The organism is Rhodoferax sp. GW821-FHT02C08 (assembly GCF_059421805.1).
The window spans coordinates 20531-37656 of record NZ_JBWKVR010000036.1 but is presented as its reverse complement, the minus strand read 5'-3'; the positions used below and the strand labels follow the sequence as shown (position 1 = coordinate 37656).

Here is a 17126-nt window from a genome sequence, read left to right as displayed (position 1 = left end):
CTGCTGCGCGCGGCTGTGACGACCCGGCCACTTCCATTGACTGTTCTTCGATACTCTGAGGCAGGTAGCTAATCAGGAAAAAATAGCTGCTAGCGCACATTTCGTGTGCGCTAGCAGCTATTTATTCCATAGCGCCGTCAAGCAGACGGCGGCTGGATTCAGACGATGGCGGTCAGTTCCGAAGAATTGACGAAGCCGGTGCCGGCACGTGGCCATTCCACCAGCACGCCCTTGTCGGTCTGGGCGATCACATAACCGTCGGTACGCAAGATGCTGCCGCGACGCACCAAATTGACGCGCTCGCCTGGAACAAACGTGGCAGCAGCGACGGTGAACAAAGATTTCAAAAAGAACAGAACTTGCATGGTAAATATCCTGAATGTTTCAGACCCTTGGGGGGGGCCTGCCGGCACAGCGGCCGTGGTGGTTTAGTGAGACTGCAGCCAGTCCCGCTGGCGGGATTCCAGGTCGGCTAGCGACTGGGATTTGCTGAGATAGCTCTCAACATCGCTGGATTCGTGCTGTTCAAAACTACGGCCAATTGCCTGGGCAGCACGCCGAGCGGACAACAAAAAGAAGAGAGCGATGTTCATAGCTAGAACTCCAAATTTAGAGGTTTACCCTTTCTAGGGTTAACCCTAGTATCGCACAAAGTGGGTGCGCGCGTGCACGAATATGTGCGCATAAGCCGAGTTTGTTTGCGATAAGTCACACTTTAGGTGCATGGCCGGCAACACACAGCCGCACCCAACGCCGCCTAGATCCGGCCTGCAAGGCACTTAAAAACCAGTGGTGAAAATGCCCGATAGCGCAAATAGATACTCCACAGTCAGCTATTGAATCAATAGCAACTACCAGAGCCTCAGCAACCGCCCGTCCACCAGGCGCAGGCCACGTGTGGCCATGGCACGGGCTTCGCCCTCGTCGTGCGTCACCAACACCGCAGCCATGCCGGCTTCGAAGATGCGCTGACGAAACTCAGCCTGCAGGCTTTGGCGCAGGGCCGCATCCAGCGCGGAAAACGGCTCGTCCAACAGCAAGGCGCGCGGCGCGGTGATGAGTGCGCGGGCCAGGGCCGCACGCTGCTGCTCACCGCCCGACAAGGTCCACACGCGCTGCCGGGCGTGGCTGGCCAGGTCGAAACGCGCCAGCATGGCCTCGGCGCGCTGGCGGGCCTCGGCCTTTTTCACCCGTTGCTCCACCAAGCCGAAAGCCACGTTGTCACGCACGTCCAGGTGTGGAAACAGCGCGAAGTCCTGGAACATCAGGGCGAAGCCGCGCCGCTCGGGTGGCAGCCGGGTGATGTCCTGCGTATCGAACCAGACGCTGCCGGACTCGGCCTCCTCCAACCCGGCCGCTATTTTCAAAAGCGTACTTTTGCCACTGCCGGACGGCCCCAGCAGGGCCACGATTTCGCCCTCGGCCACCTGCAGGCTGAGCTGATCGGCCAGCAGTCGAGAGCCGTAATGTTTGGTGATGGATCGCAGTTCAAGCATGGGGAGGATGGGTGGGTTCCGCCCGTCGCGGGCCTTCGATCAACGCAAACGCCGCCAAGGCCAGCGCCATCAGCAGGCAGGCCAGCACTAGCGCCGCGTCGCCATTGGCTGCACCGGGCCGCCCCAGGCGTTGGTAAACCAGGGTAGTCAGCGTGGCCCATTCTGGGCGAGATAGAAAAAGGGTGACCGCAAACTCGCCGAGCGCCGTGGCGGCTGCAAATGCCATGCCGCGGCGCAACGCGGGTGCGACCAGCGGCAGCGTGACACGCCAGAACAGCCGCCAGGGGCTGGCCCCCAGGCTGCGCGCCGCCTGGGACACATGCGCGGGCAGGCTATCCAATGCGGCTGCCAGGGACTTGGCGACAAAGGGGTAAGCCAGCACGGCATAGGCGCACAGCAGCAGCGCCAGACTGGCAGTCCACTGCGGGTACAGCAACAACAGGCCAAAGGCCACGGTGATGGGCGACACCACAAACGGTAAAAAGGCCGCCGCGCGCATCGCCAGCGACTGCTGTGCCGCCAGCGCATGCAGCAGCCCCAGCACGCTGGCCAGTAACAGCGCCACAGCCGAAAAGCGTAAGGTATTCCACAGCGCGACCAGGGTATCGGCCTCCAGCAGCACGGCCCAGATCTGCCAGCCCGCGTGCACCGCGCGCCACAGAATCGCCGCGATAGGTGCAGCGCAGAAAAAAACCAGCACCGCACATGCGCCCCACACGCCCAGCCAATGCACGGGTCGATTGGGGCGGCGGCGCGCGATGGGCTGCACACGGCCGGGCACGGCCAGGCGCTTTTCGATGGCGGCATAGCCCCAGGCCACGGCGCCAGTCAGCAGCAGCATCCACAGCGCCAGCAAGCTCGCCGGGGCCAGCTGCAGCTCGTGCGCGACCAGGCTGTAGATCTCCACCTCCACCGTCGCATAGCGCTGGCCCCCCAACACCAGGGCCAGGCCAAAACCGGCAAAGCAATACAAGAACACCAGGCACAGGCTGGACGCCAGCCAGGGTGCGATCGCCGGCCACTCGACCCGCCAGAAGGCCCGCCACGGGCTGGCACCTAGGCTGCGGGCGGCGGCCACGCGTTGGGCATTGACCTGCTCCAGCGCCTCCAACCCGGCCCGCACCACCACGCACAGATTGAAAAACAGATTGCCATACAGCAGCAGCCAGGGCGAGTCCTGTAGCTCCAGCCCCAAGGCATTGCTCAACAGACCACGCGGCCCCCACAGCGCCAGCACACCCACTGCCGCCACCAGGGTGGGCACCACGAACGGCAGCATCAGCAGGCGCAACACCAGGCGGCGCCCGGCAAACTCCCAACGCGCCAGCACCCAGGCCACGGGCAAGCCCAGCAGCAAAGCGGCGACACAGGTGGCGCCCGCCTGCAAAAGCGACCACAGCACGCGCCAGCGCAGATACGGGTCGGTCCATACCGCCCACAGCGACGGCGTGGGTCCGGTGGCCAGCTCACCCCAAAAACCTTCGAAGCCCAGGCGCAGCACCGGTGCCACCAGCAGCACCGCCAGGCACAGCAGCGGCAGCGCTGCCAGCAAACTCTGGCGGCGTGTGATCGCCATTTATTTCAGTACAACTTGGGTCCAGCGCGCCACCCAGGCCGGGCCCTTGTCGGCAATAGTTTCGGCGGGCAGACTTTCAAACGCGGTGGGCTCGACCGCATGGCGCATCACATCGGCCAGAGGCGTGTGGGCCTCCACCGGATACATCCACATGCTGGTTTGCAAGGCTTGCTGCACCGCGCCAGCGCGCATGAAGCGGATGAACTTGGCGGCGGCTTCGCGCTGCCCGCCGCCCGCTACCAGGGCCACACCTTCGACCTGGCGGAACACACCGCCCTTGAGGAACAGGTTGGCGGTGGGCGACTCGCTGATCTTTTCCTTGCTGTAGAACACCTCAGCCGCCGGGCTGGTGGCGTAGCTGACCACCAGCGGGCGGCTGCCGCCGTTGCGGCTGAATTCGGTGTAGTAGGCCTCGGTCCAGCCCTTCACCACCTTCACGCCATTGGCACGCATGCGGCCCCACCAGTCAAAGGCTTTCTCCTCGCCCATGCCGGCCACGGTAGCCAGCAAGAAGGCATAGCCGGGGCTGGAGGTGGCGGGGTTGGGCACCACCAGCAGGTTACGGTAGGCCGGCTGGATCAAATCCTCCAGCGTCTTGGGCAAGGCCAGGCCGCTCTTGGCGAAAGCGGCCTTGTCGAAATTCAGCGTGACGAAACCGTAGTCCATCGCCACTACATTCGTGCCCACCTGTGTCACCGGCGAACCCTGGGTATAGGTCATGGGCTCCAGCACCTTGGCGGCCTGGGCCTTGGCCACCAGCGCGTTGTCTAGGCCAAACACCACGTCGGCAATGGGCTGCGCGCGGGTCAGTATCAGCTTATTCAGCATTTCACCCGCATCCCCGGCCTTGATCAGGCTGAGCTTGACGCCGGCATCGGCCTCGAACTGGGCCAGCAAGGGCTTGGGCAGATCAAAAGAGCTGTGCACCAGCACACGCAGCTCCTTGTCGGCAGCCAGGGCAGGGAAGGTGCAGAGTGCGGCCAGCGCGGTGGCGGCCCAAGTGAACGTACGGCGTGTACTAGTAGCGCGGCGGTGGAACATGCTTGCCTTTCAATGCGCCGGCGCGGGTCGCATGGAAGGCCGCAGCCCCATCACGCTCCCTACGCTGGCATGACCCAGATCAGGTGTGTGGGGTATTTCTCAGCCCGCTTCAAAGCAGGCACCCCCGGTGAAGCGTGGGATTGTAGAGTTCTCCCTGCTGGCGCTGGACAAACTTGTGGATAACCCGGGCAAGCGTTTGTATATGCAGGCTAAGCCATTGATTTACAAAGACAAAGCTTACAGCGCCTATTTTTTAGGCAAGTGGAATACTAAGCCTTGGCGGTCATACGGCCCTTCAGGGCGCCGATGGCAACCAGGGCCGTGGGTACCAGAATCATGGCCCAGATGATCTTGTCCAGGTTCTGCTTGACCCAGGGAAAATTGCCAAAGAAGTAGCCGATGGTGACGATGCCCACCACCCACAGCACGCCCCCCAGCACGTCAAAAAACACAAACTTGGCCCGATTCATCACCGCCACGCCCGCCACAAACGGCGCGAAAGTGCGCAGGAACGGCATAAAGCGTGCAGCCACCAGGGTCAGGCCGCCATAGCGCTCGTAAAACGCATGGGCCTGGTTGAAGGCCTTCTTGTTGAAAAAGCGCGAATCTTCCCACTGGAATACCTTGGGGCCTAAATAACGGCCGATGGCGTAATTGCTCTGGTTGCCCAAAATCGCCGCGGCCAGCAGCAGCCCGACCGACAGCGGATAGGACATCAGCCCCACACCGCACATGGCGCCCACCACGAACAGCAGCGAGTCCCCCGGCAGGAACGGCATCACAACAACGCCGGTCTCCACAAAAATAATCAGAAACAGCAGGGCGTAAACCCACAAGCCGTAATTGCTTACAAAAGCCTGCAGGTGCTTGTCCACGTGCAGAATGAAGTCGAGAAGTTGCATGAGAATGTCCATGGGCACCGATTATCGCCAGCATCGCAAGACAAACGGAAGACAGCCATGACACGCCACACCCATCTGCTCATCATCGACCCCCAGAACGATTTTTGCGATCTCCCCCCAGGTGCCGGCGGCAGCCCTGCCCTGCCGGTCACCGGCGCCCATGCCGACATGCAGCGGCTGGCAGCCTTCATCCGCGAATATGCGGCCCGGCTGACCGACATCACCATTACGCTGGACTCGCACCACCGGCTGGACATCGCCCACCCCACCTTCTGGCTGCAAGGCGACGGCAGCGCCGTCACTCCCTTCACCACCATCACGGCGGCGGATGTGAACGCCGGCCTGTATCGGCCGCGCGACCCCGCCCACCTGGGCCGCAGCCTGGCCTACCTGGATGCACTGGAAGCGCGCGGCCGCTACACCCTGATGGTCTGGCCGGTGCACTGCGAGATCGGCACCTGGGGCCACAACGTACACGCCGATGTGCACGCCGCCTACAACGCCTGGGAAGACCAGCAGGGCCGTAGCGTCACCAAGCTGAGCAAGGGGAGCAACCCCTGGACCGAACACTACAGCGCGGTCATGGCCGAGGTGCCCGATGCGCAGGACGAGGCCACCGGCCTGAACCACACGCTGATGGCCGCCATGGACCAGGCCGACACCCTGCTGATTGCCGGCGAGGCCAGCAGCCACTGCGTGCGCGCCACCACCGAGCACATCGTGGACCACCTGGCCCGCCACAAACCCCAGCGCATCGTGCTGCTGACCGACTGCATGAGCCCGGTGGGCGGCTTCCAGCTGCAGCACGAAATGTTTTTGCAGGACATGCAAAGGCGCGGACTGGAACTGGCTAGCAGCCAGGACTTGTGGCTATAAGCCCGCCAGCGCCCCTCAGGTCGCGCAGTGACTGCGGCCGATCTGCGGCGCCCTCTAAAATCACCCGGTGAACGCCCCCATCTCCACCCCCCTGCTGTCCCCCAGTCCCCGCCGCGTCATCCGCGAGCTGCCCGATGAACTCATCAGCCAGATCGCCGCAGGCGAAGTGGTGGAGCGCCCGGCATCCGTGGTGCGCGAGCTGGTCGACAACGCACTGGACGCCGGCGCCACGCAGATCACGCTGCGCCTGCTGGCCGGCGGCGTGCGGCTGATTGCGGTGGAGGACGATGGTGGCGGCATCCCGATGGAAGAGCTGCCCATCGCCCTGAAGCGCCACGCCACCAGCAAAATCCGCGACCTGCATGAGCTGGAATCCGTAGGCACCATGGGTTTCCGTGGCGAAGCCCTGGCCGCTATCAACTCCATAGCTGACATGGCAATCGCCTCGCGCGCCAGCGGCCAATCGAATGCATTTCTGCTGGACGGCCGCAGCGGCGAACTGAAGCCCGTGGCGCGCAGCACCGGCACCACGGTAGAGGTGAAAGAGCTGTTCTTCAGCACCCCGGCACGCCGCAAGTTCTTGAAGACCGATGCCACCGAGCTGGCCCACTGCGTGGAAGCCGTGCGCCGCCATGCGTTGGCCCGGCCCGACGTAGGCTTTGCCATCTGGCACGAGGGCAAGCTGGTCGAACAATGGCGCGCCTGCCCTGCACCCCACAGCATCGACGCGCTGTCCGAGCGCCTGCGCGACGTACTGGGCGACGACTTCACCGAGCGCTCGGTGGCGGTAGACCACCGCAGCTCCATGCGCGACGACGGCGGCCAGGCCGTGCGCGTCTGGGGCCGGGTCGGTATTCCCGACGCGGCGCGGGCCCGACCCGACCAGCAGTTTGCCTATGTCAACGGCCGCTTTGTGCGCGACAAGGTCATCACCCACGCTGCCCGCAGCGCGTATGAGGACGTGCTGCACGGCCAGCGCCAGCCGGTGTATGCGCTGTATGTGGAGATCGACCCGACCCGGGTGGACGTGAATGTGCACCCCACCAAGATCGAGGTGCGCTTCCGCGACAGCCGTGAAGTGCACCAGGCCGTGCGCCGCGCCGTGGATGCAGCCTTGGCGGCACCGCGCGCAGCTGCGGCTGCGGCAGCGAGCGCCACAACACCCGCCACCAGCCCGCCGCAAGAATTTATACAAAACAAGGCTCCAGCGCAGGTATTACCTGCGCAGGCAGCTATCTATTTCGCAGCAGCCACGCCGCACAAGGTGTCGGACTTCGAAGCCCTGTGGCCGGTGACCACGACAGTTGCGGCGCCCGCGCCCAGCCCTGCGACCCATACATACGCCGCTACACCCACCGCAGCCCCGGTTGCCGCGGCCAGCGCCCCCACCACCCAACCGGACCAGCCCAACGAGGCCTGGCCCCTGGGCCGCGCCATCGCCCAGCTGCAAGGCATCTACATCCTGGCCGAAAACAGCCAGGGCCTAGTGGTGGTGGACATGCACGCGGCGCACGAGCGCATCGTCTACGAGCGGCTCAAGGCCCAGTTGGCGAACACGGAGCATGCGCGCATCAGCAGCCAGCCGCTGCTGATCCCGGTTACCTTCGCCGCCACGCCGCAAGAAGTCGCCACCGCCGAAGCCCATGTAGAAACACTGGCCACGCTGGGTCTGGAGATCAGCCCGTTCTCGCCCAAGACCCTGGCCGTGCGCGCCGTGCCCACTAGCCTGGTGCAGGGCGACGCGACCGAACTGGCACGTGGCGTGCTTGCAGAGCTGGCACAACATGAAGCCAGCACCGTGATCCAACGCGCGCACAACGAACTGCTAGGCACCATGGCCTGCCACGGTGCCGTGCGCGCCAACCGCCGCCTGACCCTGGACGAAATGAACGCCCTGCTGCGCCAGATGGAAACTACCGAACGATCCGACCAATGCAACCATGGGCGCCCCACATGGCGACAAATCACAGTGAAAGAGCTGGACACCTTGTTCATGCGCGGCCGATGACCATGCAGCGCACACTCCTGTTGCTGGCGCTGCTGGCATGCCAGTTTTCCAAGTCTGCCCAGGCCGAAAGCGTGGACTGCCACGTCAGCTACGGTGGCGAGACGCAGATCATTTCAGCCCAGCCCGCAGCCACGCCCTACACCGTCGCACCGACCTCCATCGGCTCGTATTTCATGTTCCGCCTGGTGTTTGAACGCCAGCCACCCGGGCTGGCCGCCATCAAGCTCTATACCTATGCCGACCGCGACCCGCCGCAAGGCGCGGTAATGCTGCACCAGGCCGACTACCTGTATCCGCCGCCACCAGCGCTAGGGCCGTATGGTTTCACCGGCCTGCAGCGCGTGTATGAGCCCATACGCGACGGTGAATTGCAATACTGGTGTGGCTGGAAGAAATGATGAAACATACCTTGCTCGCCGCGCTGCTCTGCGTCCCCCTGCTGGGCTTTGCCGCGCCCTCTGAATCGAAAAAAGTCGAGCTGCTGTTCGGCGGCGATGTCATGCTGGACGACGGCCCCGGCCGCCTGATCGCCGCCGGCGGCGACCCGCTGGCAGCCATCGCCCCCATCCTGCAGGCGGCCGACGTGGCCATAGGCAACCTGGAAACCTCGGTTGCCGCCACCACCACCGGTACGCCGCTGGACAACAAGATCTACACCTTCCGCGCCCAGCCAAACACGGTGAATGTGCTCAAGGGCCGCTTCACCGCGATGTCGGTGGCCAACAACCACAGCGGCGACTTTGGCCGCGAAGCCTTCATGGAAACGCTGGCGCATCTGCGCAGCGCAGATATCGCCGGCTTCGGCGGCGGTGCGAACCTGGTCGAGGCGCACAAGCCCTACTGGATTGAAAAGAACGGCCTGCGCATCGCCGTGCTGGGCTATGACGAATTCAAACCCCGCTCTTTCGAGGCCGGTGCCAACTGGCCTGGCGTGGCCTGGAGCGAAGACAGCCTGGTGGTGGCCGATATCCGCGCCGCCAAGGCCGCTGGCGCCGACGTGGTCATCCCCTTCATGCACTGGGGCTGGGAGCGCGAACCCGAGCCCAGCCAGCGCCAGCGCCAACTGGCCAGGCTGATGGTCCAGGCCGGCGCCGATGCCGTGGTGGGCAGCCACCCCCACGTCACCCAGGGCGCCGATGTAGTACTGGGCAAGCCGGTGATCTGGAGCCTGGGCAATCTGGTGTTTGACGGCTTCGAACTGCCCGCCGCCAAGCTGGGTTGGCTGCTGCGTCTGAGCGTGGACAAGCAAGGCATTCGCAGCTGGAACACCGTGGCCGTGCACATGGACGCCGACGGCACGCCCAGCCCCGACACCAGCCTGGCCACGCCCTGCGGGCGCCGTGGCAGCGCCAAGATAAGCCACTGCTGACTTTCTGGTAGCCTCCGGCGCATGTCTGCGCCGTCTGCCTCCCTCTCCGCCACCCCCGCCGCCCCCACCCCTCTTCCCCGCTGCATCGCCCTGGCAGGCCCCACGGCCTCGGGTAAAACCGCCGCCGCGCTGGCGATTGCGCAACGCATGCCGGTGGAGATCATCAGCGTCGATTCCGCGCTGGTCTACCAGGGCATGGACATAGGCACGGCCAAGCCCACGGCAGCCGAGCTGGCCCAGGTGCCGCACCACCTGATCAACATCCGCGACCCGCTGCAGGCCTATAGCGCGGCCGAATTCGTGGTGGATGCCGAGCGCCTGCTGGCCGACATCACCGCGCGTGGCAAGCTGCCGCTGCTGGTGGGCGGCACCATGCTGTACTTCAAGGCGCTGTTTGACGGCATAGACCCCATGCCCACCGCCAACCCCGCCATCCGCGCCGAACTGGAGGCCGAAGCCGCCGCGCACGGCTGGCCCGCACTGCACACCCAGCTGGCCCTGGTCGACCCAGTCACCGCCGCCCGGCTGCAGCCGCTGGATGGCCAGCGCATACAGCGGGCGCTGGAGGTGTACCGCATCTCCGGCCAGCCCTTGTCCAGCTTTCATGCTACAAAAAACGCAGCTGCCAGCGCAGATAGAACCTGCGCCACAACCCTTATTTCTTTGGAACCTCTGGACCGCGCCTGGCTGCATGCGCGCATCGCCCTGCGCTTTGAGCAGATGCTGGCCGGTGGCTTTCTGGACGAGGTGCAAGCCTTGCGCGCGCGCGGTGACCTGCACCTGGATTTGCCCAGCATGCGCTGCGTGGGCTACCGCCAGGCCTGGGAGGCCTTGGACGGACTCTGGCCCATGGCTGAGCTGCGCGACAAAGGCGTCTTCGCCACCCGCCAGCTGGCCAAGCGCCAGATCACCTGGCTGCGCTCCATGCCGCAGCGGCGCATCGTGGCCTGCGAGGCGCCAGACGCTTTGCAGCAGGTACTCGACATCGTGGAGCAGGCGGTATGAGCCTGGTCATCAATGGCCTGGCCAAGCGCTATGGCGACAGCACGGTCTTCGCCAATGTGTCGCTGCGCGTGGCGCCAGGCGAGTTTGTCGCCATCGTCGGTGAATCCGGCGTGGGCAAATCCACGCTGCTGAACTGCATGGCCGGGCTGGACAGCTGGGACAGCGGCACGGTGCATATCGCCGGCACCGACCTGGGCACGCTAGGCAACGACCAGCGCGCCCTGTTGCGGCGCCAACAGGTGGGCTTTGTGTTCCAGGCCTTCCATGTACTGCCACATCTGGACGTGGCGCAAAACGTGGCCTTGCCGCTGATGCTGCTGGGCCAGAACGATGCGGCGCGGGTGGAAAGTCTGCTGGAAGCCGTGGGCCTGGGTGGCCTGGGCGCACGGCTGCCGCAGCAGCTCAGCGGCGGCCAGCTGCAGCGCGTGGCGATTGCTCGCGCCCTGGTGCACCGCCCGGCGCTGCTGCTGGCCGACGAACCCACCGGCAACCTGGACCCCACCACCGCCGCCAAGGTAATGGATGCGCTGCTGGCCCAGACCCGGGCCCAGGGCGCGTCTCTGGTGCTGGTCACCCATTCGGAGTCTGCAGCGGCGCGGGCCGACCGTGTGCTGCATCTGCGGGTCGACGGTATATCCGAATAAAAAATGCCGCTAGCGCAGATAGAACCTGCGCAAGCAGCTATTGATTCAATAGCAAAATAACTCCAAGCCAAGTCTATAGACAGAACGCAGGCCGTCCAGAAACACCGCAGAACTGGCTTTGCCAGGCTGCTGGTGTTGCCCCCTGCAAGGGGGGTGGCGAAAAGTGCGAAGCACTGTAGCCTGGGGGTGAGCTTAGAAAGTGGTTTCAGCGTGCAGGCTTTGGCGTGCGGGCAGGTAAATGGAGAAGATCGCGCCGCCATCGGGCATATTGCCGGCCACCACGCTACCCTCGTGGGCTTCGATAATCTTCTTGCAGATCGTCAAGCCCAGGCCGGTGCCGCCCGAGCCGTCCTTGCTGCTGCTGGACTGCACAAAGGCGTCGAAGATCTTTTCCAGCTCGGCCGGCGGCACGCCCGCACCGTGGTCGCGCACACTGATGCAGATGCGGCGGTCTTCGGTGATCTTGCCTTGCACCACGATTTCGCTCCAGACGGGCGAGAATTTGATGGCGTTGGCCGCGATATTGCGCACCACCTGCTGGAAGCGCACCGGGTCCACCTTGGCGATCAGCGGGCGCTCGCCCAGCTCCACCACGGTCAGCACATGCTTGGCCTGCAGCAGGGGGCTGAGCTCGTGCAGCACGGCGTGCACCAGGCCGCGCAGATCGGCCCGTTCCAGGTTGATGCCGCCTACCGAGCTTTCGATCTTGGACACGTCCAGCAAATCATTCACCAGCGCCAGCATGCGCACGCCCGAAGCGTGGATGTCGTTGAACATGCCTTGCAGCTTGGGGTTCTCGCGCCCGCGCATCACGCCCAGCTCCGAAAAGCCCAGGATGGACTGCAGCGGCGTACGCAGCTCATGGCTGATGTTGGCTATGAACTCCGACTTGGCACGCGAGGCTTCTTCCGCCGCCTCGCGCGCCTCACGGGTGGCGCGCTCGGCCTGGCGGAACTCGCTCACGTCCATCATGCTGCTGAGCAGGCTGGCGCCGCCGTCGCTCGAGCCGGGCACCAGCACCTTGTTCACCACCACATCGCGGCGGCTGCCATCCCGGTGCAGCACCTTCACTTCGTAACGTACGGAACCTCCTTCGCGCCACAGCTGGGAGTTTCGTTCGCACACCAGAGCGGCCTCGCTGGGCGACATAAAAGCCTCGGGGTACTGCCCCACCACCTTCTGCCGCGCGTGACCGGTGAACTCCTCCCAGGCGCGGTTGACGCTGGTGTACTGGCCCCGCTGGTTGAAAGTGGCCACCGGCGTGGGACTGATCTCCAACAGGGTGCCCACAAACGCCAGCTGGTGCTTCAGGGCCTGCTCGGCAAAATAGCGCTCCGACACATCCACCGCGCTGCCGGCGAAACCGACGATCTCTGACTTGCTGCGCAGCGGCACCACGGCAAAGTCCAGCCGCCGGGCCATACCGTCCACCGTACGGATGCTGGCGGTGGCAGTGCGCACACCGCTATCGCCTTGTAGTGTGAACAGGGCCTGCACGGCCTCCCGGTCGCTAGGCTCAACCACCTCTGCCAGGGTCTTTGACAGCGTGGTCTGCGTCACGTCGCCACGCAGGGCCAGCCAGCGTTCATTGGTGTAGGTGATGATGCCCCGGGTGTCGGTGCGGAAGATCAGCTCCTGCACGCTCTTCACCAGAACCTGCAGCTCACGCTCGCGGTGCACTGCCTCGCGGCGCGCCAGCCCCAGCTGGACATAGGCGTTCTCCCGGGCGCGCAGACTACGCCGCGCCGCCCAGGTCATATAGCCCAGAAACAGACTGGTAAACACCGCCACCACGGCAAACCAGCGCATGGTCTTGACCCATTCGGCCACCACGCTGGCATAGGGCTGCTCAACCAAAACCACCAGCGGCCGACCTTTGGACAGGCGAAACGACACTACCTGCCGCTGCGGCACGGCGCCCTCACCCACATAGTTGGCATGCTCGATCGCGGGCAGGTAATGGCTAAAAACCGGGTGCTGGGCCAGCGAGGTGGCCGGCGCCAGCGTGCCGCTGCTGGCCAGCACGCTGCCCTGGTAGCTCAGCAGATAGGCCGCGTTTTGCGGATTGTCCAGCGTCAGCAGCTGGAAATTGGAGAACGCATCCGCGTTCATCAACGCCACCAGGTACAGAGCCTGGTGTGAGCGGTTGTGCTGCTGCGCGCGCAGCAGGGGAATGAAGCCGACACCGGCCGTAGGCGCCACGTCAGGTGCGGCCAGGGCTGCCAGGCTGCGGCCAGCGATAAAGCTGCCCAACTTTTCCTGGCCTGGCGTGGGCAGGGTACCTAGCCGGTCTAGCACGATCCGCAGCCCCACATCCTTGGGCACGGTGCTGGCCTGTACCACGCCGCTGGCATCCACCATGGCCAGCGAGCGCACCAGGGGCAGGCCGGCCAGAGCCTGGGACAGGAGGGAATGGCTTTTGTCTGCGCTGCCCATGGCCTCAACATTCGCCGTCTCTGCCGCCAGGTAGCCCAAGGCCACGGACACGGTTTCCACCGAGCGCGTGGCCTGGTCCTCCAGCACGCGGGCCTGCAGCTCGCCCCGGTCCTGGAAGCCTTGCACCACCTCCTGGTATTCGTACCAGCCCAGCAAGCACAGCAGCAGCCAGGTCATCAGCGTCAGCGACACACCAGCGGCCAGCACCACATTGCTGGACAGGCGGCGGCCTGCCTTGCGTGACGAGGGGGCTGACGCAGCGGCAGACGCCAAAATCACGGACATCAGCCAGGCACCACGATGGGCGACAGACCATGCCGAGCCGCCGCGGCGCTCAGCCGGCCATCGTGTTTGATGCGGGTGACAAATGCATTCAGCTGTGCCAGCCAGGCGGGGTCACCCGGTTTGACCGCATAGCCATAGGGCACCACGTGAAAGGGCTTGGGCGGGGCAATCAGGCGGGCCCAGTCGGCGTTATCCAGCAGGCGTCGGCTGTAGGCGTAGTCGGTCATGAACACGTCCACCCGGCCAGCCTCCAGCTCGCGTTCGCGGGTGGTCGGCGGGGCAATGGAAACAACCTGCGCCGCTTTCAGGCTTTCAATCATCACCGGCTCCATGAAGGTACCCGCCTGCACGCCAACCAGTACGCCGGGCTTGTCGATGTCGGCCCATTGGCGCACCGTGCGGTTGCTCTGGGTACTGACGGCGTAAATATCGCTTTGCAGGTAGGGCTGGGTAAACCTCAGTTGTTGCAGGCGCTGGGGCAGCATGCCCACGGCAAACATGGCTACGTCGCAGCGGTCCTGCAGCAGGTCTTGCACCAGGGTGGGAAAGGAGGAATCCACATACTCCACGCGCAGCTTCAGGTCGCGGCCCAGCTCGGCGGACAGGTCGATGTCGATACCCTGGAGCTGCTGGGTATTCGGGTTGCGATGGCTCACGCCATAGTATTCGGGCCAGATGCAAACCCGTATCTTGCCGCTGGATCTGACCCGCTCCACCACCGTGCCGGCCCAGGGACTGGCCATCCAAGCCAGGCTCAGACCAGCCACCAGAGCCAATCTCAGAATCCGCTGGAAACAAATACGACGCATAGTGCTAAATCCAGATTTCAGACGTTGTCGACCAGTTGGTTAAAGCTAGGGCGGGTACGGTTGATGTCGTCACGCAGGCTGATGAAGGTCTGCGCATTGGCAAGGAATATATCCACGATGTGGGGGTCAAACGCAAGGCCGCGCTGCTCCTTCAGCATCTGCAATGCAATATCGTCGGCAAAAGCACGGCGGTAGCAACGGTCCATGGTCAGTGCATCAAAAAAATCGACCACCGCCACGATACGCCCCGTCAATGGAATGGCTTCACCTTGCAGGCCCGCAGGATAGCCCGTACCGTCCCAACGCTCATGGTGGGCCAAGGTCAATTCAGCCGCAAGTTGGAATAGCGGGATACGCGAACGCCCCAGAATCTCGGCCCCCATTTCCGAATGTTGGTTCATGGAGGCGCGCTCCAGCGGAGAAAATGCGCCAGGCTTCTTCAGCACAGCGTCAGGTATACCGATCTTGCCAATATCGTGCATGGGCGCTGCTTTACGCAACATGCGGGCCATGGCCGGACTCTGGCCCAGCACCAAGGCCAAGGCCTCGGAAAGATAGCCCATACGAATGATGTGCACCCCGGTGTCGTCGTCCTTCAGATCGGCGGCCAATGACAAACGAAACAAGGCCTCGTGGTGGGCACGCGCCACCTCTTCCAAGGCCTCATTCCGCTCCCGGTACATACGGCCAAAATCCTCGATGAGTTTTTGCATCTGCAGACTTGCAGAGTCAGAGAAGCTGTTTCCGCCCAGGGTAGTCATGTTGTACTCTTTCGCAACACGGCCAGCGGACTCATGCTTCCCACTGCTGGTCTATCGTTTCCATCAATTTCAGTGGACTGAAGGGCTTGACCATATAAGCGTCGGCGCCAGCCTTCAGGCCCGCCTCCAGGTCTTCACTGCGGCCACGGGCCGTCAGCAGCAGAATGCGCGGTGCCTTGGGCAGCGACTTCAGCGTACCGCATACCTCCAAGCCGTTCACCGAGCCAGGCATCATCACATCCAGCAACACCAGGTCGGGCTGCTCCTGCATGGCCATCATCAGTGCACTCTCGCCGTCCTCGGCCTCGAAAACGTTGTAGGTTTCGAATTCCAAAGTCATACGGATCAACCGACGGATATCAGCATGGTCATCCACGATCAGTATTTTTTTCATTTTGCGGCTCTTGAAACGATAGAAAGATTAAAAACGCGATGGACATATCATATATTCCGAAATTATCATTTTCAAGTGAATTAATTAACAAAAGCTGATGCATTCGTTAGAATCCGCAAATGGACACTGATATTCAGACTACTACCACCCTCCCCCCCGGTGACAACCTCACGACTTTGGACGTGGCGCGCATGCTGGGCTTGGCGGTGCGCTCCGTGCAACTCATGGTGGACCGGGGTGAACTACAAGCCTGGAAAACACCCGGTGGCCACCGCCGGATTTCCCGGCAATCGGTGGAGCGCTGGCGGGCTGGCGGCCAGGCCGCCCGCACAGGTGACAGCACGGCCACCCCAGTACAGGACGCCCCTCGCCATGGTGGCAGCGTGCCCACCAAGGTGCTGCTGATAGAAGACTCCATGCACTTCCAGAATCTGGTCACGTTGCTGCTGCAGCGGCAGTTCCCGGCGCTGGAGCTGCGCACCGCATCCGATGGCATTGCCGGGCTGATCATGGCCGGGCAGTTCCAACCCGACGTGCTGATGGTGGACCTGCTGCTGCCTGGCATTGACGGTGCCACCCTGCTGACCGGCCTGCGCGCCAACCCGCTGTTCAGAAATTTGCAGGTCATCGTCATCACCTCGCTGGACCCCAGCGAACTCACGCCCTACGCCTTTGCGCTGGATGGCGTACCCGTGGTGCACAAACCCCGCCTGGTCGCCGAACTGCCGCCGCTGCTCACGCAGTGCCTGCAAAACCTGCAGCAGCTGGCGCCCTGACCAACGGCATGGACACGCCGCGCGTACTGCTGGTAGAAGACGACCCGCTGCTGCGGCGTTTTGTGCGCATGGCCCTGGAAGAGCTGCCGCTCCAACTGCTGGAATGCGATGGCGTACCAGCCGCGCTGGAAATACTGGCCGGTACGCAGGTCCAGCTCATCATTACCGACCTGATGCTATCGGGCGCCTCCGGCGTTGACCTGCTGCAATACCTGCAACGCACGCCCGCCCTGCTGGCCCAGGCCAGGACCATGGTTCTGAGTGCCGGCCTGACCCCGGAAGTCCGCGCCAAGCTGGCCCCTTTGAATGTGTGGCGCATGCTGTCCAAGCCCGTGTCTTTGCAACTGCTGGAAGACAGCGTGATGGAGGCCCTGAACGACGCGCCGCCTACCGACAGCGCGGTGGCGCCACCGCCTGCCAATCCTCCAGCGCCAGACGACCAGCACGCCGCCGATACCTATTTCGCGGGTGACCTGGAGCTGTTCCACAGCTACCGCGCCGCCTGCCTGCTGCAGTTCCCGCACGATATCCAAGCCGGCAACGCCGCCTGCGCGCCGCTGGACCTGCCCGCCCTGCGCCGTGTGGCCCACAGCCTGAAAAGCGTGCTGCAAACCCTGGGCTATGCCGATCTGTCGGCCCAGGCCTGGGCGCTGGAGAACCTCTGCCATACCGGCCAGGCCGAACCGGCACTACAAGGCTGGAGCGGGCTGCGCACGCAGTTGCAGGCATTGGTCAGCCCGGCTTGACG

Annotated in this window: 18 protein-coding genes and 1 riboswitch; of the genes, 8 read left to right on the top strand and 10 right to left on the bottom strand. The window is 64.0% G+C overall.

The features are described 5' to 3' along the window. Positions 1–158 precede the first annotated feature (158 nt). From AC07VY_RS25345 to AC07VY_RS25320, 6 genes are all read right to left on the bottom strand, one after another. Positions 159–365, bottom strand: coding sequence for a hypothetical protein (locus AC07VY_RS25345; protein ID WP_495074428.1), 207 nt, complete (start codon positions 363–365; stop codon positions 159–161). A gap of 63 nt (positions 366–428) precedes the next feature. Then, positions 429–593 (bottom strand): hypothetical protein, encoded by a 165-nt coding sequence (locus AC07VY_RS25340; protein ID WP_495074429.1) that lies wholly within the window; start codon positions 591–593, stop codon positions 429–431. 258 nt (positions 594–851) lie between these two features. Then, the gene (locus AC07VY_RS25335) at positions 852–1496 is read right to left on the bottom strand and encodes an ABC transporter ATP-binding protein (RefSeq protein ID WP_495099903.1); all 645 of its coding nucleotides are present in this window, start codon (positions 1494–1496) and stop codon (positions 852–854) included. Continuing rightward, a complete protein-coding gene (locus AC07VY_RS25330) occupies positions 1489–3072 on the bottom strand; it encodes an ABC transporter permease (protein WP_495099904.1) in 1584 nt (527 codons plus the stop codon). The genes AC07VY_RS25335 and AC07VY_RS25330 overlap by 8 nt, the downstream gene beginning before the upstream one ends. Then, positions 3073–4113, bottom strand: coding sequence for a thiamine ABC transporter substrate-binding protein (locus AC07VY_RS25325; protein ID WP_495099905.1), 1041 nt, complete (start codon positions 4111–4113; stop codon positions 3073–3075). A gap of 38 nt (positions 4114–4151) precedes the next feature. Continuing rightward, positions 4152–4249: riboswitch (TPP riboswitch) on the bottom strand. A gap of 133 nt (positions 4250–4382) precedes the next feature. Then, positions 4383–5027, bottom strand: a complete 645-nt coding sequence (locus AC07VY_RS25320; RefSeq protein WP_495074433.1) for a VTT domain-containing protein — start codon at positions 5025–5027, stop codon at positions 4383–4385. 45 nt (positions 5028–5072) lie between these two features. Here AC07VY_RS25320 and AC07VY_RS25315 point away from each other — a divergent pair, with 45 nt between their 5' ends. From AC07VY_RS25315 to AC07VY_RS25290, 6 genes are all read left to right on the top strand, one after another. Continuing rightward, a complete protein-coding gene (locus AC07VY_RS25315; protein WP_495099906.1) occupies positions 5073–5891 on the top strand; it encodes a cysteine hydrolase family protein in 819 nt (272 codons plus the stop codon). 67 nt (positions 5892–5958) lie between these two features. Continuing rightward, positions 5959–7899 carry a DNA mismatch repair endonuclease MutL gene (gene mutL, locus AC07VY_RS25310; protein ID WP_495099907.1) on the top strand — a complete coding sequence of 647 codons (1941 nt, stop codon included), beginning with the start codon at positions 5959–5961 and terminating at the stop codon, positions 7897–7899. Positions 7900–7901: 2 nt separating this feature from the next. Then, on the top strand, positions 7902–8297 hold the full coding sequence (locus AC07VY_RS25305) for a hypothetical protein (protein ID WP_495099908.1): 396 nt from the start codon (positions 7902–7904) through the stop codon (positions 8295–8297). Then, positions 8297–9268: a CapA family protein gene (locus tag AC07VY_RS25300; RefSeq protein WP_495099909.1), complete on the top strand. Its 972-nt coding sequence runs from the start codon at positions 8297–8299 to the stop codon at positions 9266–9268. Before AC07VY_RS25305 ends, AC07VY_RS25300 begins: the two co-directional genes overlap by 1 nt. Before the next feature lie 21 nt (positions 9269–9289). Continuing rightward, entirely contained in the window at positions 9290–10273 is a 984-nt protein-coding gene (miaA, locus tag AC07VY_RS25295) for a tRNA (adenosine(37)-N6)-dimethylallyltransferase MiaA (RefSeq protein WP_495099910.1), read from the top strand. After that, a complete protein-coding gene (locus tag AC07VY_RS25290; protein WP_495099911.1) occupies positions 10270–10917 on the top strand; it encodes an ABC transporter ATP-binding protein in 648 nt (215 codons plus the stop codon). Before miaA ends, AC07VY_RS25290 begins: the two co-directional genes overlap by 4 nt. Positions 10918–11109: 192 nt before the next feature. Here the strand turns inward: AC07VY_RS25290 and AC07VY_RS25285 are convergent, their stop codons facing one another. From AC07VY_RS25285 to AC07VY_RS25270, 4 genes are read right to left on the bottom strand one after another with little or no spacing between them, the layout of a single operon-like run. Then, positions 11110–13638 carry a sensor histidine kinase gene (locus tag AC07VY_RS25285; RefSeq protein ID WP_495099912.1) on the bottom strand — a complete coding sequence of 843 codons (2529 nt, stop codon included), beginning with the start codon at positions 13636–13638 and terminating at the stop codon, positions 11110–11112. Further along, positions 13638–14447: an ABC transporter substrate-binding protein gene (locus AC07VY_RS25280; protein WP_495099913.1), complete on the bottom strand. Its 810-nt coding sequence runs from the start codon at positions 14445–14447 to the stop codon at positions 13638–13640. Before AC07VY_RS25280 ends, AC07VY_RS25285 begins: the two co-directional genes overlap by 1 nt. A 17-nt stretch (positions 14448–14464) precedes the next feature. Beyond that, on the bottom strand, positions 14465–15208 hold the full coding sequence (locus AC07VY_RS25275; protein ID WP_495099914.1) for an HD-GYP domain-containing protein: 744 nt from the start codon (positions 15206–15208) through the stop codon (positions 14465–14467). A 31-nt stretch (positions 15209–15239) separates the two neighbouring features. After that, entirely contained in the window at positions 15240–15602 is a 363-nt protein-coding gene (locus AC07VY_RS25270; RefSeq protein ID WP_495074443.1) for a response regulator transcription factor, read from the bottom strand. A gap of 119 nt (positions 15603–15721) precedes the next feature. Between AC07VY_RS25270 and AC07VY_RS25265 the strand changes: the two genes are divergently transcribed. Then, on the top strand, positions 15722–16378 hold the full coding sequence (locus tag AC07VY_RS25265) for a response regulator (protein WP_495099915.1): 657 nt from the start codon (positions 15722–15724) through the stop codon (positions 16376–16378). Beyond that, a complete protein-coding gene (locus AC07VY_RS25260) occupies positions 16345–17124 on the top strand; it encodes an Hpt domain-containing protein (protein WP_495099916.1) in 780 nt (259 codons plus the stop codon). Before AC07VY_RS25265 ends, AC07VY_RS25260 begins: the two co-directional genes overlap by 34 nt. Positions 17125–17126 lie beyond the last annotated feature (2 nt).